The 21,771-nt window shown below is 69.3% G+C and carries 18 protein-coding genes; 12 read left to right on the top strand and 6 right to left on the bottom strand.

Features of this window, described 5'->3' with window-relative positions; translation table 11 throughout:
- Positions 1 to 82 precede the first annotated feature (82 nt).
- Both GGQ91_RS00680 and GGQ91_RS00685 read right to left on the bottom strand, forming a co-directional pair.
- Positions 83 to 1,000 (bottom strand): response regulator transcription factor, encoded by a 918-nt coding sequence (locus tag GGQ91_RS00680; protein WP_075381395.1) that lies wholly within the window; start codon positions 998 to 1,000, stop codon positions 83 to 85.
- Complete coding sequence (locus GGQ91_RS00685; RefSeq protein WP_043354168.1) at positions 993 to 4,367, bottom strand: hybrid sensor histidine kinase/response regulator; 3,375 nt, start codon at positions 4,365 to 4,367, stop codon at positions 993 to 995. The genes GGQ91_RS00680 and GGQ91_RS00685 overlap by 8 nt, the downstream gene beginning before the upstream one ends.
- A gap of 285 nt (positions 4,368 to 4,652) precedes the next feature.
- On the opposite strand from GGQ91_RS00685, the gene urtA reads away from it, so the two are divergent.
- The 10 genes from urtA to GGQ91_RS00735 all read left to right on the top strand — a co-directional run bounded on the left by urtA (position 4,653) and on the right by GGQ91_RS00735 (position 14,542).
- Positions 4,653 to 5,921, top strand: coding sequence for an urea ABC transporter substrate-binding protein (urtA, locus tag GGQ91_RS00690; RefSeq protein WP_043760424.1), 1,269 nt, complete (start codon positions 4,653 to 4,655; stop codon positions 5,919 to 5,921).
- 234 nt (positions 5,922 to 6,155) lie between these two features.
- Entirely contained in the window at positions 6,156 to 7,082 is a 927-nt protein-coding gene (gene urtB / locus GGQ91_RS00695; RefSeq protein WP_043353442.1) for an urea ABC transporter permease subunit UrtB, read from the top strand.
- A gap of 13 nt (positions 7,083 to 7,095) precedes the next feature.
- On the top strand, positions 7,096 to 8,268 hold the full coding sequence (urtC, locus tag GGQ91_RS00700) for an urea ABC transporter permease subunit UrtC (RefSeq protein ID WP_043353440.1): 1,173 nt from the start codon (positions 7,096 to 7,098) through the stop codon (positions 8,266 to 8,268).
- 7 nt (positions 8,269 to 8,275) lie between these two features.
- Positions 8,276 to 9,061 carry an urea ABC transporter ATP-binding protein UrtD gene (gene urtD / locus GGQ91_RS00705; protein ID WP_043353438.1) on the top strand — a complete coding sequence of 262 codons (786 nt, stop codon included), beginning with the start codon at positions 8,276 to 8,278 and terminating at the stop codon, positions 9,059 to 9,061.
- 2 nt (positions 9,062 to 9,063) lie between these two features.
- The gene (gene urtE / locus GGQ91_RS00710; protein ID WP_246410526.1) at positions 9,064 to 9,828 is read left to right on the top strand and encodes an urea ABC transporter ATP-binding subunit UrtE; all 765 of its coding nucleotides are present in this window, start codon (positions 9,064 to 9,066) and stop codon (positions 9,826 to 9,828) included.
- Between the two features lie 10 nt (positions 9,829 to 9,838).
- Complete coding sequence (locus GGQ91_RS00715; RefSeq protein WP_043381787.1) at positions 9,839 to 10,858, top strand: alpha/beta fold hydrolase; 1,020 nt, start codon at positions 9,839 to 9,841, stop codon at positions 10,856 to 10,858.
- Between the two features lie 62 nt (positions 10,859 to 10,920).
- Entirely contained in the window at positions 10,921 to 12,150 is a 1,230-nt protein-coding gene (gene fmdA, locus GGQ91_RS00720; RefSeq protein ID WP_043353434.1) for a formamidase, read from the top strand.
- Positions 12,151 to 12,350: 200 nt separating this feature from the next.
- On the top strand, positions 12,351 to 12,668 hold the full coding sequence (locus tag GGQ91_RS00725; protein WP_043353431.1) for an FmdB family zinc ribbon protein: 318 nt from the start codon (positions 12,351 to 12,353) through the stop codon (positions 12,666 to 12,668).
- Positions 12,669 to 12,890: 222 nt separating this feature from the next.
- Entirely contained in the window at positions 12,891 to 13,946 is a 1,056-nt protein-coding gene (locus GGQ91_RS00730) for an aliphatic amidase (RefSeq protein ID WP_182591159.1), read from the top strand.
- A 26-nt stretch (positions 13,947 to 13,972) separates the two neighbouring features.
- The gene (locus GGQ91_RS00735; protein ID WP_182591160.1) at positions 13,973 to 14,542 is read left to right on the top strand and encodes a ClpP family protease; all 570 of its coding nucleotides are present in this window, start codon (positions 13,973 to 13,975) and stop codon (positions 14,540 to 14,542) included.
- 90 nt (positions 14,543 to 14,632) lie between these two features.
- Here the strand turns inward: GGQ91_RS00735 and GGQ91_RS00740 are convergent, their stop codons facing one another.
- Both GGQ91_RS00740 and GGQ91_RS00745 read right to left on the bottom strand, forming a co-directional pair.
- Positions 14,633 to 16,594: a cytochrome C oxidase Cbb3 gene (locus GGQ91_RS00740; protein ID WP_182591161.1), complete on the bottom strand. Its 1,962-nt coding sequence runs from the start codon at positions 16,592 to 16,594 to the stop codon at positions 14,633 to 14,635.
- Positions 16,595 to 16,729: 135 nt separating this feature from the next.
- Positions 16,730 to 17,482, bottom strand: a complete 753-nt coding sequence (locus tag GGQ91_RS00745; protein ID WP_043349326.1) for an SDR family NAD(P)-dependent oxidoreductase — start codon at positions 17,480 to 17,482, stop codon at positions 16,730 to 16,732.
- A 111-nt stretch (positions 17,483 to 17,593) separates the two neighbouring features.
- Here GGQ91_RS00745 and GGQ91_RS00750 point away from each other — a divergent pair, with 111 nt between their 5' ends.
- Entirely contained in the window at positions 17,594 to 18,487 is an 894-nt protein-coding gene (locus GGQ91_RS00750) for a LysR substrate-binding domain-containing protein (RefSeq protein WP_053610493.1), read from the top strand.
- A gap of 230 nt (positions 18,488 to 18,717) precedes the next feature.
- Here the strand turns inward: GGQ91_RS00750 and GGQ91_RS00755 are convergent, their stop codons facing one another.
- Both GGQ91_RS00755 and GGQ91_RS00760 read right to left on the bottom strand, forming a co-directional pair.
- Complete coding sequence (locus GGQ91_RS00755; protein ID WP_182591162.1) at positions 18,718 to 19,659, bottom strand: 2-hydroxyacid dehydrogenase; 942 nt, start codon at positions 19,657 to 19,659, stop codon at positions 18,718 to 18,720.
- A gap of 115 nt (positions 19,660 to 19,774) precedes the next feature.
- Complete coding sequence (locus GGQ91_RS00760; RefSeq protein ID WP_236961717.1) at positions 19,775 to 20,059, bottom strand: hypothetical protein; 285 nt, start codon at positions 20,057 to 20,059, stop codon at positions 19,775 to 19,777.
- 159 nt (positions 20,060 to 20,218) lie between these two features.
- Between GGQ91_RS00760 and GGQ91_RS00765 the strand changes: the two genes are divergently transcribed.
- Positions 20,219 to 21,691 (top strand): MFS transporter, encoded by a 1,473-nt coding sequence (locus GGQ91_RS00765; RefSeq protein ID WP_043349334.1) that lies wholly within the window; start codon positions 20,219 to 20,221, stop codon positions 21,689 to 21,691.
- Positions 21,692 to 21,771: the final 80 nt, after the last annotated feature.

Here is a 21,771-nt window from a genome sequence, read left to right on the forward strand (position 1 = left end):
GGGACCGTGAGGGAACGGGGCTTACCAAGGCGTTTCGCCGGGCCGCGCAGCCTGTGGACAAGAGCGGGATGCGCCCTTCGGCTCACCCCTCCAGATGGCGTGCGGCGATGATCGAGGCCGCCGTGCGGTTCTCCACGCCGAGCTTGGCGTAGATGCCCTCGAGGTGCTTGGTCACGGTCCGGTGGCTGAGCCCGAGGATCTCGCCGATGTCGCGGCTCGACTTGCCGCGGGACAGCCAGAGCAGAACCTCCGCCTCGCGGCCGGTGACCGGGAGGCGCGCCCGGAGCCGCTCGACCCCCGCCGAGAGCGCGTCCCGCGACAGGCGGAGCAGGATCTCGTCCGGCGTGCGGCCGATGAAGCTCAGGGCGTAGGCGAGACCGTCGCGATCGGTCAGCGTCAGGGGCTGCGCGGCGCCGGCGAGGCATCCGCGCAGCCAGTCGCGCGCCTTGGCGGGCAGTTCGACGGCGTCGGAGCGATCGGCGCCGAGGCCGGCCAGCAGCCGGCCGGCCTGAGGCGTCGACCACAGCACATGCCCGTCCTCCGAGACGGCGAACAGGGTCCGCCCGGCCGTGTCGAGGGCAGCCCGGGCGCTCTGCGCGGCGCGGGCGCTGGCGAGGTGCACGCGGATCCGGGCCAGGATCTCGTCCGGCGCGATGGGCTTCGTGACGTAGTCGATGCCGCCGGCGGAGAGGCCCTTCACGATGTGCTCGGTCTCGCTCAAGCCGGTCATGAAGATCACCGGCACGCCGGCGAGATGCGGCTTGGCCTTGAGCCGCCGGCAGGTCTCGAAGCCGTCGAGCCCCGGCATCACCGCGTCGAGCAGGATCACGTCGGGCGTGATCTCGTCCACGAGGGCCAGGGCGAGGTCGCCGCCGACCGCGACCAGCACGGTGGCCCCGGAGCGCTCGATCGCCTCGGTGAGGAAGCTCAGCGTGTCGGGCGAATCATCGATCACCAGGACGATGTCCCGGTTCGGCTGGAGCTTCGGCGCCTCAGCCATGACGGGCGAGCTCCTGCAGGACCGAGAGATAGCGGCGCAGGTCGTACCCTTCGACCAGCCCGCGCATCCGGGCGACGAAAGCGGGCGGCACGGTCGCGTCCTCCTCCATCTGGATCAGCTTGGCCTCGATGGCCCGGATATGCCCGATCCGGCCGAGGCGCAGGAGCTCGCCGATATGCTCGGGCCCGGGCCCCGGCCCGTCCGCGAAGGCCGGAACAGGCTCGGGCTGCGTCGGCGCGGGGCTCTCGGTCCATTCGAGGTGCAGGAGCTTGCCGATCCGCTCCATCACGTCGCGCAGGTCGAAGGGCTTGGCGAAGATGGCGTCGTGGGGCGCGTCGTCGCCGCGAACCGGGCTGATCTCGTGGACATTGGCGGACATCATGGCGATGGGGCCGGTATGTCCGGCCTGCCGCAGGGCCGCGGCCGCCGCCCAGCCGGTCATCCCGGGCATCGCGATGTCGAGCAGGATCAGGTCGACCCCGCCCCGCGCGACGATGGCCAGGCACTCCGGCCCCGAGCCGGCCTCCAGGACGGAGATGCCCTGCGGCTCCAGGATCGCCCGCATCAGCGCGCGGTGGGCGCTGTCGTCGTCGGCGACCAGGACGGTGCGTCGCGCGCCCGCATAGACCCTCTCCGGGGCCGCCGCCGGCGCGGGCGGGACAATCGGTGCCGGCTGGGCCACGGAGGCCAGCATCAGCCGCAGACGCGCCTGCGTGCCGCCGCCCGGCGCCGCCGTCACGGTAATCTCGCCGCCCAGCAATTGGGCCAGCAGGTTGGCGATGGTGAGCCCGAGCCCGGTCCCCGGCGTGCTGCGGGCGGCCGGCGTCGAGCCGCGCTCGAACGGCTCGAAGATCCGCGCGAGATCCGCCTCCGGGATGCCGGGACCGGTGTCGCGGATCGTGAAGATCGCGATCTGGCTCCGGTAGCTCAGGTCCAGCGAGACGGTGCCGGTTTCCGTGAACTTGATGGCGTTCGACAAAAGGTTGAGCAGCACTTGGCGCAGCCGCTTCTCGTCGGTGGCGACCACGGCCGGCAGGATCTCCGGCCGCGAAAAGCGGAACTCCAGCCCCGCCTCGCGCGCCTGGAGCCGGACCATGTCGACCAGCTGGTCGAGAAAATCGGCGAGGCGCACCTCGTCGCGGTGAATCTGAAGGCGTCCGGCCTCCATGCGCGAGATGTCGAGGAGGCCGTCGATCAGCCCGGACAGGTGCTGGGCGCTGCGGCGGATCACCCGGAGACCGTTGAGGCGGTGCGCCGGGATCGCCGGATCCGATTCCAGGAGCTGCGCGTAGCCGAGCACCGTGGAGAGCGGCGTGCGCAGCTCGTGGCTGATCCCGACCACGTAGCGGCTCTTGGCCTGGTTGGCGGCCTCGGCCCGCTCCTTGGCCTCCTGCAGCTTGGCGTCGGTGATCTTATGGGCGGCGATCTCCGCCTGGTAGAGCGCGGTCTGGCGCATCGTCTCGGCCTGGGCGACGCGCCGGCTCTCCTGGGCGAGCACGAACAGCCACGCCACCACGCCGAGGATCACCACCAGGGTGAAGAACACGCTGGTCAGCGCCGTGCGCAGGAACTCGCGATTCTCCGGGTGGGCAATCGTCGCGCCCGCATGCACGATGCCGAGGATCAGGCCGATCACCGCGCAGAGCGTCAGCATCACCGCGAGGTAGCGGCCGAGCGGCGCGCCGATCCAGGCTGCGGTCCGGCCCGGCAGGATCCGGGCGGCCACGGCTTGCGCCTGCACTTCCAGCCTTCCGTGCGGCTTGCACAGGTCGCCGCAGCGGGCGTCGAGCGAGCAGCAGAGCGAGCAGATCGGCGCGTCGTAGGCCGGGCAATGGGCCATGTCCTCGCCCTCGAAGGGCAACTCGCAGACCCGGCAGGTGACCTCGGCGGTGCCCCAATCCTGCTTGGGCGTCCGGGCGAGATACCAGCGCCCCCCCGTCGCCCAGGCGATCGCCGGCGCGGCGCCGAAGGCGACGGCGAGGGTGAGCAGCGGCGCGAAGGGCTGCAGGATCGGGCCGAGCCAGCCGAGATAGGCCGCGCCGCCGGCCGTCAGCGCCAGCGCCATGGCGCCGGTCCCCACCGGGTTCACGGCGTAGAGATGGGCGCGCTTGAACTCGATCCCCGGAGGCGAGAGGCCCAGCGGCTTGTTCACCGCGAGGTCCGCGGCGAGCGCCCCGACCCAGGCCGAGACCACGGCTCCGTAGAGCGGCAGCGTGCTCTCGATGGTCTTGTCGATGCCGAGCTCCATCAGGAGCACCGCGATGGCGACGTTGAACACGAGCCAGACCACCCGTCCCGGATGGCTGTGGGTCAGCCGGGAGAAGAAGTTCGACCACGCGATCGAGCCGGCATAGGCGTTGGTGAGGTTGATCTTGAGCTGCGACACGATGACGAACAGCCCGGTGAGCAGCAGTGCTGCCCGGCTGCCCTCCCCCGTCAGGTAGCCGAAGGCCACCGCGTACATGCGGGTCGGCTCGGCGGCGTGCTCGGGCGGGACGCCGTGCCCCAGGGCCAGGACCGCGAGGGCGGCGCCGAGCAGGATCTTCAGCATGCCGGGCAGGATCCAGCCCGCGCCGCCCGCCAGGACCGCCAGCCACCAGCGGCGGTCGCGCGGACCTGCCGGCTCCGGCACGAAGCGCAGGAAGTCGACCTGCTCGCCGACCTGCGCCAGCAGCGCCAGCAGGACGCCCGTGGCGAGCCCGAATCGGGCGAGATCGAAGCCGGCGCCGCCGCCGTCGAGGCCCGGGAAGACGGTGAGCGCGCGCAGCGGCCCCGCGCCCTGTGCCGCCACGAAGATCAGCGGGAGCAGGCTCAGCCCGATCCAGATCGGCTGCGTCCAGATCTGGAACCGGCTGATCAGACGGATCCCGTAGACGACGAGCGGGATCACCGCCCCGGCGCAGAGCAGGTAGCCGACGCCCAGCGGCAGCCCGAAGCAGAGCTGCAGCGCCAGCGCCATGATCGCCGCCTCGATGGCGAAGAACAGGAACGTGAAGCTCGCGTAGATCAGCGACGTGACGGTCGAGCCGAGATAGCCGAACCCGGCGCCGCGGGTGAGGAGATCCATGTCGACGCCGTGACGGGCGGCGTACACCGTGATCGGTGCCGCCGTGGCGAAGATGATCAGGCCGACGACCAGGACGGCCGCCACCGTGTTGGGGAGCCCGGCCGTCAGCGCCAGCGTCCCGCCGATCGCCTCGAGCGCCAGGAACGAGATCGACCCGAGCGCGGTCTGCGCCACTTCGAGACTGGACCAGCGCCGCGCCTTCTTGGCGGTGAAGCGGAGGGCGTAATCCTCCAGGGTCTCATCGGCGACGAAGCGGTTGTAGTCCCGGCGGATCGGGATGATGCGCTGCGGCCCGCTCATGGCGCCGGAGACCGGACGACCCGGCCGCCGCCCATGGCCGGCGCGGCGCATGCGGCGCCGACGGGCGCGGGCGCGCGCGAAACATCGAGCACCCGAACGGTGCTCACGCTCTTCGCGCTCCCCGTCACCCCAACCTCAAAGTATTCCGCGGCGATGGTGCACCGCATGCAAGAGTACGGCCATACGCAAAATCGCGTATAGGCCGCACCGCAACCCAGGACCTAGCCTGCGCTCGTCGATCCGCGGCCGCCTCTCAAGGCCCCGGACGCGAACAGGGTCAGGCACATGGCAGACGACACCGAGACCGGCGCCGATCACGGCTTGCGCTCCCCGCTGCGGCGCAGGCTGCTCATGGGACTGGCCGGCGCCCCGGCGCTGGCGCTGATGCCGCGGAAGGCCTGGGCGGCGCCGCCGACCGCGGCGGTGAACACCACCGGCCTCGCGGTGACCGACACCGAGGTGACGGTCGGCATCCTGCACTCGATCACCGGCACGATGGCGATCTCCGAGACCGGCGCCCAGGAAGCGGAAAAACTCGCGATCCAGCAGATCAACGATGCCGGCGGCGTGCTCGGCCGCAAGATCAAGATCATCCAGGAGGACGGTGCCTCCGACTGGCCGACCTTCGCCGAGAAGGCCAAGAAGCTCCTCGTCAACGACCATTGCGCCGCCGTGATGGGCTGCTGGACCTCGGCCTCGCGCAAGGCGGTGCTGCCGGTCTTCGAGCAGTATAACGGCCTTCTCTACTACCCGACCTTCTACGAGGGCCTGGAGCAGTCGAAGAACGTCTTCTACACCGGCCAGGAGGCCACGCAGCAGATCCTCGCCGGCCTCGACTGGGTGCACAAGGAGAAGGGCGGCGACAGCTTCTACTTCATCGGCTCCGATTACATCTGGCCGCGCACCTCCAACAAGATCGCCCGCAAGCACGTCGAGAACGTGCTCAAGGGCAAGGTCGTCGGCGAGGAGTACTTCCCCCTCGGCCACACGCAGTTCAATTCGGTCATCAACAAGATCAAGCTCACCAAGCCGAAGGTGATCTTCGCCGACGTGGTCGGCGGCTCGAACGTGGCGTTCTACAAGCAGCTCAAGGCGGCGGGCATCGACCTGTCGAAGCAGGTGCTGATGACGATCTCGGTCACCGAGGACGAGATCGACGGCATCGGCGGCGAGAACATCGCCGGGGCCTATGCCTGCATGAAGTACTTCCAGTCGATCGACAACGAGAACAACAAGGCGTTCGTCGCCGCCTTCAAGAAGATGTGGGGCGAGAAGACCGTCATCGGCGACGTGACGCAGGCGGCCTATCTCGGACCGTTCCTGTGGAAGATGGCCTGCGAGAAGGCCGGCTCCTTCGACGTCGACAAGGTGGTGGCGGCCTCGCCGGGCATCGAGTTCAAGGGCGCGCCGGAAGGCTACGTCAAGATCGACGAGAACCATCACCTCTGGTCGAAGACGCGGGTCGGCAAGGCCAAGACCGATGGCCAGTTCGAGATCGTCTACACCAGCCCCGAGCTGATCAAGCCCGATCCGTTCCCGAAGGGCTACCAATAGCCCCAGGCCCGCACACAGTCCGCGCCGCCGCTCACCGGATGGAACGCGGGTCCCCTCTCCCGTGTGGGAGAGGGACAGGGTGAGGGACGAGGTCCTTCCGGAGAAGGCACATCCCTCACCCCAATTCTCTCCCGAACGGGAGAGGGAGTCCGTCTCGGACTTCAGAACCGGCACCGAACAATCCGCTCGGAGGACGCTCGCCCTCCGCCCCGATCTGCAGCGGAAGACCAAGACATGCTCGGCGACTATTCCCTCGGCGACCTCGGCGCGATCTTCGCCATGCAGGGCTTCGCCGGCCTGATCCTGTTCTCCGTCTACCTCCTGATGGCGCTGGGGCTCGCGATCATTTTCGGCCAGATGGGCGTGATCAACATGGCCCACGGGGAGTTCATGATCCTCGGCGCCTACGTCACCTACCTCTGCTCGACCTTCTGCCAGACCTATCTGCCGGCGCTGTTCCCGATCTACTTCTTCATCGCCATGGGCCTGGCGTTCCTCGCCTCCGGGGCTTTGGGCATGCTGGTGGAATGGGGCCTGATCCGGTTCCTCTACAAGCGTCCCCTCGACACGCTCCTCGCCACATGGGGCCTCTCGCTGATCCTCCAGCAGGCCTACCGGTCGATCTTCGGTGCCCGCGAGGTCGGCGTCGAGCTGCCGTCCTGGCTGATCGGCTCGGTGCAGGTCACCGACACGATCGAGATCCCGATCAATGGCCTGTTCGTCATGGCCGTGACCATCCTGATCACCGTCTGCGTCGCGCTGCTGATCTTCCGCTCGCGCTTCGGCCAGCAGGTCCGCGCCGTGATGTCGAACCGCGCCATGGCGGGGGCGGTCGGCATCGATACCGAGAAGGTCGACCGCTACACGTTCGGCCTCGGCTGCGGCATCGCGGGCATCGCCGGCTCGGCCTTCACGATGATCGGCTCCACCGGGCCGACCTCGGGCCAGCTCTACATCGTCGACACCTTCCTGATCGTCGTGTTCGGCGGCGCCGCGAGCCTGCTCGGCACCATCGCGTCGGCCTTCTCGATCTCCCAGACGCAGTCGACCCTGGAGTTCTTCCTCTCCGGCTCGATGGCCAAGGTGATCACCCTGCTCGCGGTGGTCGGCATCCTGATGCTGAGGCCCCAGGGCCTCTTCACCCTCAAGGTCCGGCGCTGAGGATGTTTTCCCGATGACGAACCCGGTCCAGACCCTCACCAAATCCGTCACCGTCAACGACAACCCGTTCATGAAGCCGGTGGAGTGGCTGAGCCTCTTCCTCCTGGCCGGGGTGATCCTGGTCGTCCTGCCGCTGATGCTCGACGGCTTCCGCCTCAACCTCGTCGGCAAGTACCTCACCTACGCGTTCGTGGCCCTCGGGCTGGTGATCTGCTGGGGCTATGCGGGGATCCTGTCGCTCGGCCAGGGCGTGTTCTTCGGCCTCGGCGGCTACGGCATGGCGATGTACTTGAAGCTCGAGGCTTCGAGCATCGAGAACACCAAGATCCAGTCCACGCCAGGCATTCCGGACTTCATGGACTGGAACCAGATCACGGCGCTCCCCTGGTTCTGGCAGCCGTTCAAGAGCCTGCCGCTCACCATCGTGCTGGCGGTCGCCGTGCCGGTCCTGTTCGCGATGCTGATCTCCTTCGCGATGTTCAAGCGCCGGGTCGGCGGCACCTATTTCGCCATCATCACCCAGGCCATCGCGGCGATCCTGACGATCCTGATCGTCGGCCAGCAGGGCTATACCGGCGGCATCAACGGCATCACCGATCTGCGCACCCTCCACGGCTGGGACATCCGCACCGACTCGGCGAAATTCATCCTGTACTTCGTCAATGGCGGCCTGCTGATCGCCTGCATCCTGGCGGCGCAATACGTGAAGAAGTCGAAGCTCGGCCGCATCCTCGTCGCCATGCGCGACAAGGAGGACCGGGTCCGCTTCTCCGGCTACTCGGTGGCGGGGTTCAAGGTCTTCGCCTTCTGCTTCGCCGCCGGACTGGCGGCGATCGGCGGCGCGATGTTCACCCTGCAGGTCGGGTTCATGTCGCCCTCCTTCGTGGGCATCGTCCCCTCCATCGAGATGGTGATCTACGCCGCGGTCGGCGGGCGCCTGTCCCTGTTCGGCGCCGTCTGGGGCACGCTGCTGGTCAACTGGGCCAAGACCAGCTTCTCCGAGAGCTTCCCGGACCTCTGGCTGTTCGGCCTCGGCGCCCTGTTCATCGCGGTGGTGCTGGCCTTCCCGAACGGCCTCGCGGGGATCTGGCGCGAGCATATCGAGCCGCGCCTGACCCGCCGCGCCAAGAGCCTGCAGGCTCCCGAACCCGCCATCGTCCCGCCCCACGGCGCCCCGGCCGAGTGAGCACGCCATGAACGCCGCGATCCTCCCCTCCCCCGTGGTCGGCGCCGAGGCGGCCCCGCCCGACTACCTCCTCGCCGTCGAGGCGCTCACCGTCTCGTTCGACGGGTTCAAGGCGGTGAACGACGTGTCGTTCTACGTCGATCCCGACGAGATCCGGGTGATCATCGGCCCGAACGGGGCCGGCAAGACCACGGTGCTCGACCTGATCTGCGGGCGCACCAAGGCCAGCGCCGGCTCGATCAAGTACAAGGGCCAGGAACTCACCAAGCTCTCCGAGAGCGCGATCGTGCAGGCCGGCGTCGGCCGCAAGTTCCAGACGCCGTCGATCTACGACGACCTGACGGTGTTCGAGAACCTCGAGATCTCGTTCCCCCGCGGCCGCTCGGTCTTCGGCGCCCTGACCTTCAAGCGCGACGCCGAGGTCCGCGACCGCATCCACGCCATCGCCGAGACGATCTTCCTGAAGGACCAGCTCAAGGAGCGGGCCGAGTTCCTGAGCCACGGCCAGAAGCAGTGGCTGGAGATCGGCATGCTGCTGATCCAGGACCCGGAGCTGCTGATGCTCGATGAGCCGGTGGCCGGGATGAGCGTCGGCGAGCGGATCAAGACCGCGGAGCTGCTCAACCAGATCATCAAGGGCCGCTCGGTGCTGGTGATCGAGCACGACATGAAGTTCGTCGAGGACATCGCCCACCGGGTGACCGTCCTGCACCAGGGCAAGGTGCTTTCCGAAGGGTCGATGGACCGGGTCAAGAACGACCCGAAGGTCATCGAAGTGTATTTGGGACATTGACGATGGCGTCGCTCCAGACCGCGCACTCGGCCCCCGTCCAGGCGCCCCCGCTCGCCACGATCCCATCCGCCACGCCGGCGCTCGCCGTCCAGGACCTGCACGCCGCCTACGGCCAGAGCGAGGTCCTGCACGGGCTCACCTTCTCGGTGGCCCCCGGTGAGATCGTCGCCGTGATGGGCCGCAACGGCATGGGCAAGACCACCCTGATGAAGACCCTGATGGGGCTCGTTCCCGTCAAGGCCGGGTCGATCCGGGTCGAGGGGGCGGATGTTGGTGCCCTTAAGAGCCATGCCCGGGTCGCCAAGGGCCTCGCCTACGTGCCGCAGGGCCGGATGATCTTCTCGACCATGACGGTCCAGGAGAACATCGAGACCGGGCTCACGGTCACCGGCACCCGCAAGGTGCCGCAGGACCTCTACGACATGTTCCCGGTGCTCCTGGAGATGAAGGGAAGGCGCGGCGGCAACCTGTCGGGCGGGCAGCAGCAGCAGCTCGCCATCGCCCGGGCGCTCGCGAGCCGCCCGAAGGTCCTGCTTCTGGACGAGCCCACCGAGGGCATCCAGCCCTCGATCATCCGGGAGATGGGCCGGACCCTGAAGAAGATCCGCGACGCGCGCGGCCTGTCCATCGTCGTGTCCGAGCAGGTCCTGAGCTTCGCCCTGGACGTGGCCGACCGGGTGATCGTGCTGGAGAACGGCGCCATCGTCCACGAGGCCCCGCGCGACGGCATCGACGAGGCCGCCGTCGCCCGGTTCCTGTCGGTCTGAGGAGCGCGGAATGGCCGATTACGAGATCTTTGAACTCGGCGACTTCGTCCTTCAGTGCGGCAAGACGCTGCGCGCGGCCAAGCTCGCCTACAAGACCTTCGGGACCCTGAGCCCCGCCAAGGACAACGCCATCGTCTACCCGACCTGGTACTCGGGCCAGCACACCGAGAACGAATGGCTGATCGGCCCCGGCAAGGCGCTCGACCCGGACAAGTACTTCATCATCATCCCGAACATGTTCGGCAACGGGCTCTCGTCCTCGCCGAGCAACACGCCCGCGCCCTGGAACGGGCCGCGCTTCCCCAACGTCACCGCCTACGACAACGTCCGCGCCCAGCACCGCCTCGTCACCGAGCATTTCGGCATCGAGAAGTTGGTTCTGGTCACCGGCTGGTCGATGGGGGCGCTCCAGACCTACCACTGGGCGTCGATGTACCCCGACATGGTGCCGAAGATCCTGCCGTTTCAGGGCTCGGCCAAGTGCTCGCGGCACAACTACGTCTTCCTGGAGGGCGCCAAGGCGGCGCTCCAGGCCGACGCCGCCTGGGCGGAGGGCTGGTACACGAGCCCGCCGACGCGGGGGCTGCGCGCCTTCGGCCGGGTCTATGCCGGCTGGGGCCTGTCGCAGACCTTCTACCGGCTCGAGGCCGACATCACCCACATGGGCTACGCCTCGCTGGAGGACTTCCTGATCGGGTTCTGGGAAGGCCTGTTCTACGAACGCGACGCCAACAACCTGCTCGCCATGCTGTGGACGTGGCAGCACGGCGACATCAGCGCCAACGACACCTTCAAGGGCGACTTCAAGGCCGCGCTCGGCGCCATCCGCGCCAAGGCGATCCTGATGCCCGCCTCCACGGATCTGTATTTCCCGCCCGAGGACAACGCCATCGAGGCGGCTGCCATGCCGAACGCGGAGCTGCGCGTGATCGACACGTGGTGGGGCCATTTCGCGGGCGGGCCCGGCACCAGCCCGGACGACATCAAGGTCCTCGACGACGCGCTGAACGAGCTGCTCGCGAGCGGGTGAGATTCGCGCACCGGCGCGCGGATGGGGTCCGCCCCAAGGTTCTAGGGAGCTGGAGACAGAACATGCCCGAGACGCTGATCAAGGTCGATCTCACGCAATCGGCCTACGACAACGACATGGTGCACAACCGCTGGCACCCGGACATCCCGATGGTCGCCTATGTGAAGCCGGGCGCCGACTTCATCGTCGAGACCTACGACTGGACCGGCGGCTTCATCAAGAACAACGATTCCGCCGACGACGTGCGCGACATCGACCTGTCGATCGTCCACTTCCTCTCGGGTCCGATCGGCGTCGAGGGCGCCGAGCCCGGCGACCTCCTGGTGGTCGATCTCCTCGACATCGGCGCAAAGCCCGAGAGCCAGTGGGGCTTCAACGGCTTCTTCTCGAAGAAGAACGGCGGCGGCTTCCTCACCGAGCACTTCCCGCAGGCCCAGAAGTCGATCTGGGACTTCGAGGGCATGTTCACCAAGTCCCGCCACGTGCCGGGCGTGCGCTTCCCGGGCCTGATCCATCCCGGCCTGATCGGCTGCCTGCCCGATCCGAAGATGCTGGAGACCTGGAACACCCGCGAGAAGGCGCTCTACGACACCGATCCGGAGCGCGTGCCGGCGCTGGCCACCCTCCCCTTCGGGCCGACCGCCCATATGGGCCGCCTGAAGGGCGACGCGAAGGACAAGGCTGCCGCCACGGGCGCCCGCACGGTCCCGCCCCGCGAGCACGGCGGCAATTGCGACATCAAGGACCTGTCGCGCGGCTCGAAGATCTACTTCCCGGTCTACGTTCCCGGCGCCGGCCTCTCGATGGGCGACCTCCATTTCAGCCAGGGCGACGGCGAGATCACCTTCTGCGGCGCCATCGAGATGGCCGGCTGGGTCCATCTCAAGGTCGAGCTGATCAAGGACGGCATGGCGAAGTACGGGATCAAGAACCCGATCTTCAAGCCGTCGCCGATCACGCCGAAATACGACGATCACCTGATCTTCGAGGGCATCTCGGTCGACGAGAGCGGCGGCCAGCATTACCTCGACGTCCACATCGCCTACCGGCAGGCCTGCCTGAACGCGATCGAGTACCTCAAGAAGTTCGGCTATTCGGGCGCCCAGGCCTACTCGATCCTCGGCACGGCGCCGGTCCAGGGGCACATCTCGGGCGTGGTCGACATCCCGAACGCGTGCGCGACGCTCTGGATACCGACCAAGATCTTCGAGTTCGACATCAACCCGGGCGCCGACGGACCGACCCAGTTCCTCGACGGCTCGATCCAGATGCCGCTCTCGCCGGATCTGTGATCAGGCCGTCTGCTGCGTGTCGCGCCCGCTTTCATCGGACGCGACCTGCCCCCTCCCCCGTGCGGGAGAGGGTTGGGGTGAGGGACCCGGTCTTTCCGGAGAGGTCGCATCCCTCACCCTGTCCCTCTCCCGCACGGGAGAGGGAACCCGCGTTTCGCCCGACAGCGGTCTGATCCGGCAGCCTTTCTGAAAGCGTCGCCATGCCCGTCTATGATTACGCCTGCGAGGCCTGCGGGCCCTTCACGGTGATGCGGCCGATGGCCGAGTTCCGCGATCCGCATGCCTGCCCGGACTGCGGCAGCTCGAGCCAGCGCGCCTTCCTCACCGCGCCGCGCATCGCCGGCATGGATGCGGGGCTGCGGGCCGCCCACGCCACCAACGAGCGCAGCCGCCACGCGCCCCGTCGCTCGGGGAGCCACGGGGCCGGCTGCGGCTGCTGCACCCCCAAGAAGGCGACCGCGGCCCCGGCCGCCGCCAAGAGCTTCCCGAAGGCGCGGCCCTGGATGATCAGCCACTAAGTCGGACGCGCATAGCCCTCCCCCCTCTGCGGGGAAGGGTGGCCCTCGCGTCAGCGAGGGTCGGGAGAGAGGAGCGCCGCATCCGGATCTGTCGCGACGGACGCGCGATCCTGCCGCGTCGCGCTGCCCCTCTCCCCTCTGCTGCGCAGGGTGCCCTCCCCCGCAGAGGGGGGAGGGTCACGGCGCGCCTCGGCGCAACAATCCTCAGGAGGACATCACGCCATGATGCACGGAGACATCTCGTCCAGCCAGGACAGCGTCGGCGTCGCCGTCGTGAACTACAAGATGCCGCGCCTGCACACCCGCGCGGAGGTGCTGGAGAACGCCAAGGCGATCGGCAAGATGATCGTCGGCATGAAGAGCGGCCTGCCCGGCCTCGACCTCGTGATCTTCCCCGAATACTCGACCCACGGCATCATGTACGACGCCGCCGAGATGTACGAGACCGCCTCCACGGTCCCGGGCGCCGAGACCGAGGTGTTCGCCGCCGCCTGCCGGGAGGCCAAGGTCTGGGGCGTGTTCTCGCTCACCGGCGAGCGCCACGAGGAGCACCCCAACAAGGCGCCCTACAACACCCTGATCCTGATGAACGACCAGGGCGAGATCGTCCAGAAATACCGCAAGATCATGCCCTGGACCCCGATCGAGGGCTGGTATCCGGGCGACCGCACCTACGTGTCGGACGGTCCGAAGGGACTGAAGATCAGCCTGATCATCTGCGACGACGGCAACTACCCGGAGATCTGGCGCGACTGCGCCATGCGGGGCGCCGAGCTGATCATCCGCTGCCAGGGCTACATGTACCCGGCGAAAGAGCAGCAGGTCGTCATCTCGAAGGCGATGGCCTTCGCCAACAACGTCTACGTTGCGGTCTCGAACGCCGCCGGCTTCGACGGCGTCTACACCTATTTCGGCCACTCGGCGATCATCGGCTTCGACGGTCGGACGCTCGGCGAGTGCGGCGAGGAGGAGATGGGCATCCAGTACGCGGCCCTGTCGAAGTTCCTGATCCGGGATTTCCGCGCCCACGGCCAGTCGGAGAACCACCTCTTCAAGCTCCTGCACCGCGGCTACACGGGCATGATCAACTCGAAGGAGAACCGGCACGGGATGTCGGAATGCCCCTACGACTTCTACCGGCGCTGGATCGAGGATCCCGACGGAACCCGCGACGCGGTGCGGGCCATTACCCGTCAGAGCGTCGGCACGGAGGAATGCCCGATCGCGGGCATCCCCTTCGTGGGCAAGGGCGAGGGTCCCCCCGACCCGGCACGCTGAACGCCGGTCATTCGATCAGGAGAACCATGGACACGACGCCCCTCGGCCCCACCGCGTTCCGGGCCCCCGCCGTCCTGCTGTCGGGCGCGGTGGACTACGACATGTACCGCGACTTCCACCGCCAGCTCGGGGCGGCGGCCGACCGCGAGATCGTCGTCGTCGAGCTGACGACGCTCGGCGGCGATCCGGAGGTGGCCCGGATGATGGGCGAGGACATCCGCTTCAACAGCGCCATGGACCCGGATCGGCGGTTCGTCTTCCTCGGCAAGGCGGCGATCTACTCGGCCGGCACCACCTTCATGAGCTTCTTCGCCCGGCCGAACCGATACCTGACCTGCGGCACGCGGCTGATGATCCACGAGCGCAAGATGAACAAGCAGTTCCAGATCGAGGGGCCGCTCACCACCTGCATCGCCTCCGTGACGGCGACGCTCAATGAGATCCAGTGCTCGATCGCGATCCAGAACGAGGGGTTTTCGAACCTGATCCAGGGCTCGGACGTGACCCTCGACGAAGTGCTCGAGAAGGCGCCGTCGAACTGGTACCTCGAGGCCGAGGAGGCCAAGCGGCGGGGCCTGATCGAGGCGGTCATCTGAACCGCGCGGGATGCGCTGCGCCCGGCCATGCAGTGGGGCGGCGAGGGCTCCCCGATGCAGTGACCCGGACCACCGGTGGCACCGCCCGGATCAGGGCGTCGCGGCCGGCTCGGTCAGACGATCGACCGACAGCAGATAGGCGATCAGCGCCCGCTGCTCCTCGGGCGAGACGCCCGAACCGGCATCCGCCCAGAAGGCGTGCCCCTTGCCGGTGACGCGGGCGATCCGCGCCGTATCCGAGGCCGCGTTGGCGGCGATCACCTTGGCCCGGAGATCCCGGTCCACCAGGGCGCGCAGGCTGTTGGCGGGATCGGGGGCGACGCCCCTGTAGAGCGTGCCCGGGACGCCCAGCTGGCCCTCGGCATCGGGCCCGACCGCCACGCCGGAATCGTGCAGGTACGGCGCCGTCCAGGCGAGGCCCACGAGGTTCGGCACCTTGTAGCCCCCCTCCGTGCCCCCCTGCCCCCAGGCGAGTTGCACCTGCGCCAGCGCGTCGCCCGCGAGCGGCACCGGGACGATCACCGGATCGGCCGGGACCGGGAACGGCGTGTCGGTGGCGAACATCGTCGGCGGCGACAGGCGCGCCTCCATCTTGGCGCCCGCCCGGGCCCGGGTCGGCTCGGTGCCGATCTCGGCCTCCGGGACGATCCGGTGGTTGGTGAGCGCCGGCCCGGCATGGCAGGTCCCGCAGCCGGCCTTCTCGAACACCGCGCGGCCGGCGCGCACCGTTTCGGGATCCTGTCCGGCGGCGGGCGGGTGCAGCAGGTTCTGGAACGCCGACATGGCGTTGTTGGCGTGGTTGACCGGCTCCCCGGGCACCGAGGTGAACAGGCCGTTGTCGGTGACGTAGTTGGTCGCCGGATAGGTCGGCAGGACCGCGTAGCTGTTCAGGCCCGGCGAGGCCGGGGTCGGATCGACGCTGCGCAGCACCTCGGACGGGCTCCGGCCAACCTCCGGCTTGAAGCGGAACGCCTCCGTGGCCGCGCCGCGCAGCACGATGCCGAGATACGTCTCGGGATCCATGCCGAACAGCCAGGGCGCGGCGGCGGCGAGCTGGGTCGTGTCGGAATTGGCCGCGTGGACGTTGTTGTTCAGCGAGGACAGGCCCGCGAAGGGCCCGATCGCCTCGCGGCCGCTCCAGCTGTAGGGCTCGCCGTGGGCGGAGAAGCTCGACGGGATCGAGGTCGGGTTGGTGACCCGGTCGGCGGAGGAGTCGAAGCTGCCCGGCGGCCAGCTCGCCACCTGCACCTTCGTGGCCGCCTCGACGGAAGCGGCGTCCGGCAGCGCCGGCCCCGTCCCGGTCGCGCCGGTATGCTGCGGGTCGGCGGAAGGCCGGGCATCGGCCTCCGGCACGCTGGCGTGCATGAAGTAGGCCGACGAGTTCTTCGCGAGCGCCATCAGCAGCCCGGCATTGAGGTCGGTATTGGGCGCGCCCTCCACGACCTTGCCGGTGCCGGGATCGACCGCCGCGTGGCACAGGGCGCAGGTGATGCCCATGCGCAGGTGGCCGCGGTCGGAGAAGGTCTTGATCCCGATGATGAAGGCCCCGCCCTTCGGCACGTCGAGCCCGGTCGGGACCAGCTCGCCGGCCCGGTAGACGCGGTCGCCGATGCGCACGTCCTTGGCCATGGCGACCTGGAGGTTTGTGGTTCCCTGACCGCCGAGCTTCGCCACCGCCAGGGCGACCGCGGTTGGTGTGAGCCCGCCGTCGAGCATGCCCATGACGTCGGTGAGGAAGACCTCGTTGCCGAACGTCTCCTGGTAGAAGGCCTGCCGCCCGCGCTCGACCATGGCAGGATCGATGGCGACCGCGCCGTTCCCCGGCGCGAGGTCCTTCCGTCCGGCCTCGGTCCCGTTGAGCCGGTCCGCCTCCGCGCGCGAGATGCGCCGTCCCAGCACGTCGAAGGCGGTCTGGATCGGGTAGCGGTCCGGGTTGAGCAGGTCCGCCCGGTCGGGCATCGGCGCGTAGCTGAAGCGGCCCACGCTCAGCGTGACACCCGCCGCGACGGTCACGAGTCCGGCGGTGATCAAGATGCGGCGCGGCCAACCCATGAAATCCGAGCGTCCTTCCAGGCCCCCGCCCGCGGAGATGCGGATCCGGACGGCCGGGCCATCAACCCCCGGATAAAGCCAGGGTTCATCCCGACGGCCGGGACGGGGTGTCGCGTCCCGGCCGGCGCCGCATCCTCAGATCTGGACCTGCCCGCCATCGGCGAACAGCTCGACACCGTTGACGAAGCTCGCCGCGTCGGAGGCGAGGAACAGCACCGCCTGGGCGATCTCCTCGGGCCGGCCGACGCGCCCGGCCGGGATCTGGCCGGCGAGGTAATCCTTGGTGGCCGCCGCCTGATCGCCGCCGCCGAACAGCGCATCGAGACCCGCAGTCTCGGTGACGCCGGGGCTGATCGTATTGACCCGGATGCGCCGGTCCTTCAGGTCGAGGATCCAGTTCCGCGCGAAGTTGCGCACCGCCGCCTTGGTGGCCGAGTAGACGCTGAAGGCCGGCGTGCCCGCGCTGCCCGTTGTCGATCCGGTGAGCACGATCGCCGCCCCGTCCCGCAGCAGCGGCAGCGCCTTCTGGACGGTGAAGAGCACGCCCTTCACGTTGGTGTCGAAGATGCTCTGGTAGTGCTCCTCGGTGATCGCCCCCAGCGGGGCGAAGGTGCCGCCGCCGGCATTGGCGAAGACCACGTCGATCTGCGCGTGCTTCTGCTGGACGGCATCATAGAGGCGGTCGATGTCGGCGAGGTTCGCCATGTCGCCGCGTACGCCGGTGATCCGGCCGCCGATCTGCTTCACCGCGGCGTCGAGGGCCTCCTGGCGGCGGCCGGTGATGAACACCGCGGCCCCCTCGTCCACGAAGGCCTGGGCGGCGGCGAGCCCGATGCCGCTGGTCCCGCCCGTTACAACCACAACCTTGTCCTGAAACCTGCCGGCCATCGTCGTTCTCCATCGTTCGGCTTCGTGTGCGCCGCTGGTTGGAGAGATGCCGACGGAACGATGATGCCGGTAGTCGCCAGATATGGCACTCAGCGTTCCCCTGGAGGAACGATGAGCCGCGCCGACCTGAACGACTACGTCTACTTCGCCGAGGTGGTGGCGCATGGCGGCTTCGCCGCGGCGGGCCGGGCGCTGCACCAGCCGAAATCGAAGCTCAGCCGCCGGGTCGCGGCTCTGGAGACGCGCCTGGGCGTCCGCCTGATCGAGCGGTCGAGCCGACGCTTCCGCGTGACCGAGGTCGGCCAGGGCTTCTACGAGCGCTGCAGGGCGATGATGCTGGAGGCCGAACGGGCCGAGGCTCTGGTCGCAGAGGCGCAGACCGAGCCGCACGGGCGGATCCGCATGAGCTGCCCGACGGGCCTCATCGATATCGTCGGCGCGATCGTGCGCGTGTTCCTCTCCCGGCATCCGAAGGTCAGGCTGCAGCTGGTGGCGACCGACCGGCCCGTCGACCTGATCGAGGAGCGGATCGATGTGGCCCTGCGGGTCCGGCGGGATCTGACCAGCGACGCGTCGCTGACCATGCGCTCGCTCGGGCTCTCGCGCTGGATCCTGGTGGCCGCACCGGAAGTCGCGCGCGGCCTGGGCCCCGATATCGCCAGCCTCGGCGCGGCCCCGACCCTCGGGACCCGCGACGATCCGGGCGAGGCGGATTGGCGGCTGGAGCGGGCGGATGGCCGGGTTTTCACCCTGCGTCACGAGCCGCGCCTGACCTGCGGCGACTTCGCCGCGCTCTGCGACGCGGCGGCCGCCGGCCTCGGGGTCGCGTTCCTGCCCGACCATGCCTGCACCGACGCCATCGCGGCGGGCCGGCTTGTTCCCGTCTATCCGGAGTGGCAGGGGCAGCCTGGGATCGTGCACCTCGTCTTCACGACCCGGCGCGGGCTGCCGCCGGCCGTGCGGGTGCTGATCGACCACCTCGCGGCGACATTCCCGACGCTGTGAGGCCACGCGTCGTCCCCGCGAATCCGAAGGGCAAAGGTCACGCGGCGCGCCCGTCCACCTGCGCCGTCATTCCGGGCACCGCAGGGCGGGCTCGGACCGGGAGAGGCACGCCGGAGTCGGGCGATCCGGAGCCGCCGCCGGAGCAGGATCCTGGCGCGTCGGCGTGTCAGGATCCCGGGCACCGCTGCGCGGTCCCGGGACGACGGGGCGAAGCGGCCGCGACGCGCGGCCTAATAACCCCGAGCCGCGTCGACCCCGTCCGGCACCTGACCGGTCCGGCGATAGGCCCGCAGGTTCTCCGCCACCGTGGCGGCGGCCGAGTCCATGTCGGTGGGCCCCGAGATGTGCGGCAGCACCGTCACCCCGGGATGTGACCACAGCGGGGAGTCCGCCGGCAGGGGTTCGACCCCGAAGACGTCGAGCACCGCATGCGCGAGGTGGCCGGAATCCAGGGCGGCGATCAGATCCTCGGTGACGACGATCGGCCCGCGGGCGAAATTGATCAGCGCGGCGCCCGGCTTCAGGGCCGCGAGGCGTCGAGCATCCACCAGGCCCCGCGTCTCGGGCGTCAGCGGCACGAGGCAGACGAGGATGTCGCACCGGCCGAGCATCGCCGGGAGGCTGTCGGTGCCGTGAAACGTCTCGAGGCCCGGCACGGCCTTCGGGCCGCGGCTCCAGCCGACGACACGGAAGCCCGCGCCGGTGAGCCGCTCCGCCGCCGCGGTGCCGAGCGCCCCGAGGCCGAGCAGTCCCACCGTGGTGTCGGACGGCTTGCGGTAGGCGTGCGGGCGCCAGACCCGATCCCGCTGCTGGCGGGCGTAGGCCGGCATGTCGCGCTGGAGATAATAGGTCCAGGCCAGCACGGCCTCGGCCATGGTGCGGGCCATTTCCCGGTCGACCAGGCGGACGATCGGCAGCGGCCGGTCGAAGGCGCCGACGAGCTTCTCGACCCCGGCCCAGAGGCTCTGCACCCAGACGAGTCCCGGCAGCGCCGCCACCTCGGCCGGATCGGGATTGGCCACGACGGCGACCCGCGCCGCCGCCCGAGCCGCATCATCCATCGTCCGGAACGGGATCAGCCGCTCCTCCGGCATGGCCGCCGACAGGATCCGCAGATACTCCGCCTCCTGGCCCGGCCCCTTGCACCCGACCAGGGCGATTGCCTCCGCCATCCGCGCCTCCGCACCGTCCCGACGAACCCGTCCACATGCGGACGAAGCAGGCGCTGTGCCTGACGGGATCCGGATCGTCGAGATGGAGTGGGCGAGAGATCGATTGCAGGCGCGGTCAGCGCGCCTCGACCAGCGCCGGGTAGACGAGGCGGACGTTCCGGCGATCTTCGGGGATCGCGGTCTCGGGCCGCCTGCGGACGCTGCCGGTCACCGTCACCACGGGCTCCGTCGGCCGCAGCCGCCAGCGCTCGGCCGCCTGCAGGGCGACGCGCGGCTTGGGCCGTTCGAGATGCCGGTCCGCCCCCTCGGTGGGGACGGTGGCGAGCCCCGCGAGGGTCAGGACGGTCAGCAGGACGAGCCGAGCCCGGGGGCGGCGGGAAAGGGCAGGACGGGAGGACATGGGAAGGGCACCGCGTGGACCTCCCTGTTCTGCGCCGCGCATGTGAAGACGAAATCGAACCGAATCGATTTCCAACCCGTTCCCAACACCTGCCTACAGTCGCGGTAAATGCGCACTGTCCAGGCACAGTAAACGCTTGAGACGGGAGGACACGCGGACATGGCGAGCAAGGTCGAGGGGGGATCCGGGACGCCGGAGCGCGCGGAGATCGGCCGCGTGATCGATACCGACATCTCGGCGCGTCTGGACCGGCTGCCCTGGGGCCGCTTCCACGTGCTCGTCATCGTGGCCCTGGGCATCACCTGGGTGCTGGACGGGCTCGAGGTCACCCTCGCCGGCTCCCTGGTGGGCGCCCTGCGCCAGCCGCCGATGTCCTTCTCCGAGTTCGACGTCGGGCTGGCTGCCTCCTGCTACCTCGTGGGCGCCGTGACCGGTGCCATCGGCTTCGGCTGGCTCACGGACCGGATCGGCCGCAAGAAGCTGTTCTTCATCACGCTGGCCCTCTACCTCGTCGCCACGGCGGCCACCGGCCTGTCGTGGAACATCTGGAGCTTCTGCTTCTTCCGCTTCCTCACGGGGGCCGGGATCGGCGGCGAGTACACGGCGATCAACTCGACCATCCAGGAGCTTGTCCCGGCCCGGGTCCGCGGCTGGACCAACCTCGTCATCAACGGCTCGTTCTGGATCGGCGCGGCGCTGGGCTCGTTCATGTCGATCGTGCTCCTGAAGCCCGAGGTGATCGACCCGGCCTGGGGCTGGCGCGTCGCCTTCTTCACCGGCGGCGCCATCGGCCTCGTGATCCTGCTCCTGCGCACCTGGATCCCCGAGAGCCCGCGCTGGCTCGCGACCCACGGCTACGCGGCGGAAGCCGACCGGGTGGTCACCGGCATCGAGAAGCGCTTCACCGACGAGGGCGTGACCCTGCCGCCGGTGGACGAGAGCAAGCGCATGAAGGTCCGCACCCGCGACCACACCCCCCTTTCGGAGGTGTTCAAGGCTTTGTTCGTGACGAGCCGCAAGGAGACCATGGTCGGCCTCGCGCTGATGATTGCCCAGGCCTTCTTCTACAACGCCCTGTTCTTCACCTACGCGCTGGTGCTGGAACGCTTCTATCAGGTGCCCGGCAACCATGTCGGCTGGTACCTGCTGCCCTTCGCGCTCGGCTCCTTCCTGGGCCCGCTGCTGCTCGGGCGGCTGTTCGACACGATCGGACGGCGCAAGATGATCGCCTTCACCTACGGCATCTCGGCCCTGCTGCTGGCCGGCGTCGGCCTGCTGTTCCGCCTCGACGTGCTCGGGCCGGTCGGCCAGACCGGGGCCTGGATGGTGGTGTTCTTCTTCGCCTCGGCGGCGGCGAGCTCGGCCTATCTCACGGTCTCCGAGACCTTCCCGCTGGAGATCCGGGCGCTCGCCATCGCGGCCTTCTACGCGGTCGGCACCGGTATCGGCGGCGTGTCGGGGCCGCTCCTGTTCGGCAGCCTGGTGGAGACCGGCTCGCGGGACTGGGTCCTGTTCGGCTACGGCCTCGGCGCGGTGCTGATGCTCATCGCGGCAATCGTCGGCGGGATCTGGGGCACGGCCGCGGAGGGCAAGTCCCTGGAGGAGGTCTCGAAGCCGCTGGCGGCGGCCTGAGCGCCGGCCTTCACGGGCCGTCGCCGCCGCGACCGGGGCGCTGCCGTCCGGGCGGCGCCCCGTCCATTGACGGGGCGCCG

The sequence above is a fragment of the Methylobacterium fujisawaense genome, from assembly GCF_014138435.1.
GTDB lineage: Bacteria > Pseudomonadota > Alphaproteobacteria > Rhizobiales > Beijerinckiaceae > Methylobacterium > Methylobacterium fujisawaense.

Bases quoted from the DNA above. Each gene is read 5' to 3' on its own strand.
- GGQ91_RS00680 (WP_075381395.1), bottom strand. From the start codon at position 1,000: ATGGCTGAGGCGCCGAAGCTCCAGCCGAACCGGGACATCGTCCTGGTG.
- GGQ91_RS00685 (WP_043354168.1), bottom strand. From the start codon at position 4,367: ATGAGCGGGCCGCAGCGCATCATCCCGATCCGCCGGGACTACAACCGC.
- urtA (WP_043760424.1), top strand. From the start codon at position 4,653: ATGGCAGACGACACCGAGACCGGCGCCGATCACGGCTTGCGCTCCCCG.
- urtB (WP_043353442.1), top strand. From the start codon at position 6,156: ATGCTCGGCGACTATTCCCTCGGCGACCTCGGCGCGATCTTCGCCATG.
- urtC (WP_043353440.1), top strand. From the start codon at position 7,096: ATGACGAACCCGGTCCAGACCCTCACCAAATCCGTCACCGTCAACGAC.
- urtD (WP_043353438.1), top strand. From the start codon at position 8,276: ATGAACGCCGCGATCCTCCCCTCCCCCGTGGTCGGCGCCGAGGCGGCC.
- urtE (WP_246410526.1), top strand. From the start codon at position 9,064: ATGGCGTCGCTCCAGACCGCGCACTCGGCCCCCGTCCAGGCGCCCCCG.
- GGQ91_RS00715 (WP_043381787.1), top strand. From the start codon at position 9,839: ATGGCCGATTACGAGATCTTTGAACTCGGCGACTTCGTCCTTCAGTGC.
- fmdA (WP_043353434.1), top strand. From the start codon at position 10,921: ATGCCCGAGACGCTGATCAAGGTCGATCTCACGCAATCGGCCTACGAC.
- GGQ91_RS00725 (WP_043353431.1), top strand. From the start codon at position 12,351: ATGCCCGTCTATGATTACGCCTGCGAGGCCTGCGGGCCCTTCACGGTG.
- GGQ91_RS00730 (WP_182591159.1), top strand. From the start codon at position 12,891: ATGATGCACGGAGACATCTCGTCCAGCCAGGACAGCGTCGGCGTCGCC.
- GGQ91_RS00735 (WP_182591160.1), top strand. From the start codon at position 13,973: ATGGACACGACGCCCCTCGGCCCCACCGCGTTCCGGGCCCCCGCCGTC.
- GGQ91_RS00740 (WP_182591161.1), bottom strand. From the start codon at position 16,594: ATGGGTTGGCCGCGCCGCATCTTGATCACCGCCGGACTCGTGACCGTC.
- GGQ91_RS00745 (WP_043349326.1), bottom strand. From the start codon at position 17,482: ATGGCCGGCAGGTTTCAGGACAAGGTTGTGGTTGTAACGGGCGGGACC.
- GGQ91_RS00750 (WP_053610493.1), top strand. From the start codon at position 17,594: ATGAGCCGCGCCGACCTGAACGACTACGTCTACTTCGCCGAGGTGGTG.
- GGQ91_RS00755 (WP_182591162.1), bottom strand. From the start codon at position 19,659: ATGGCGGAGGCAATCGCCCTGGTCGGGTGCAAGGGGCCGGGCCAGGAG.
- GGQ91_RS00760 (WP_236961717.1), bottom strand. From the start codon at position 20,059: ATGTCCTCCCGTCCTGCCCTTTCCCGCCGCCCCCGGGCTCGGCTCGTC.
- GGQ91_RS00765 (WP_043349334.1), top strand. From the start codon at position 20,219: ATGGCGAGCAAGGTCGAGGGGGGATCCGGGACGCCGGAGCGCGCGGAG.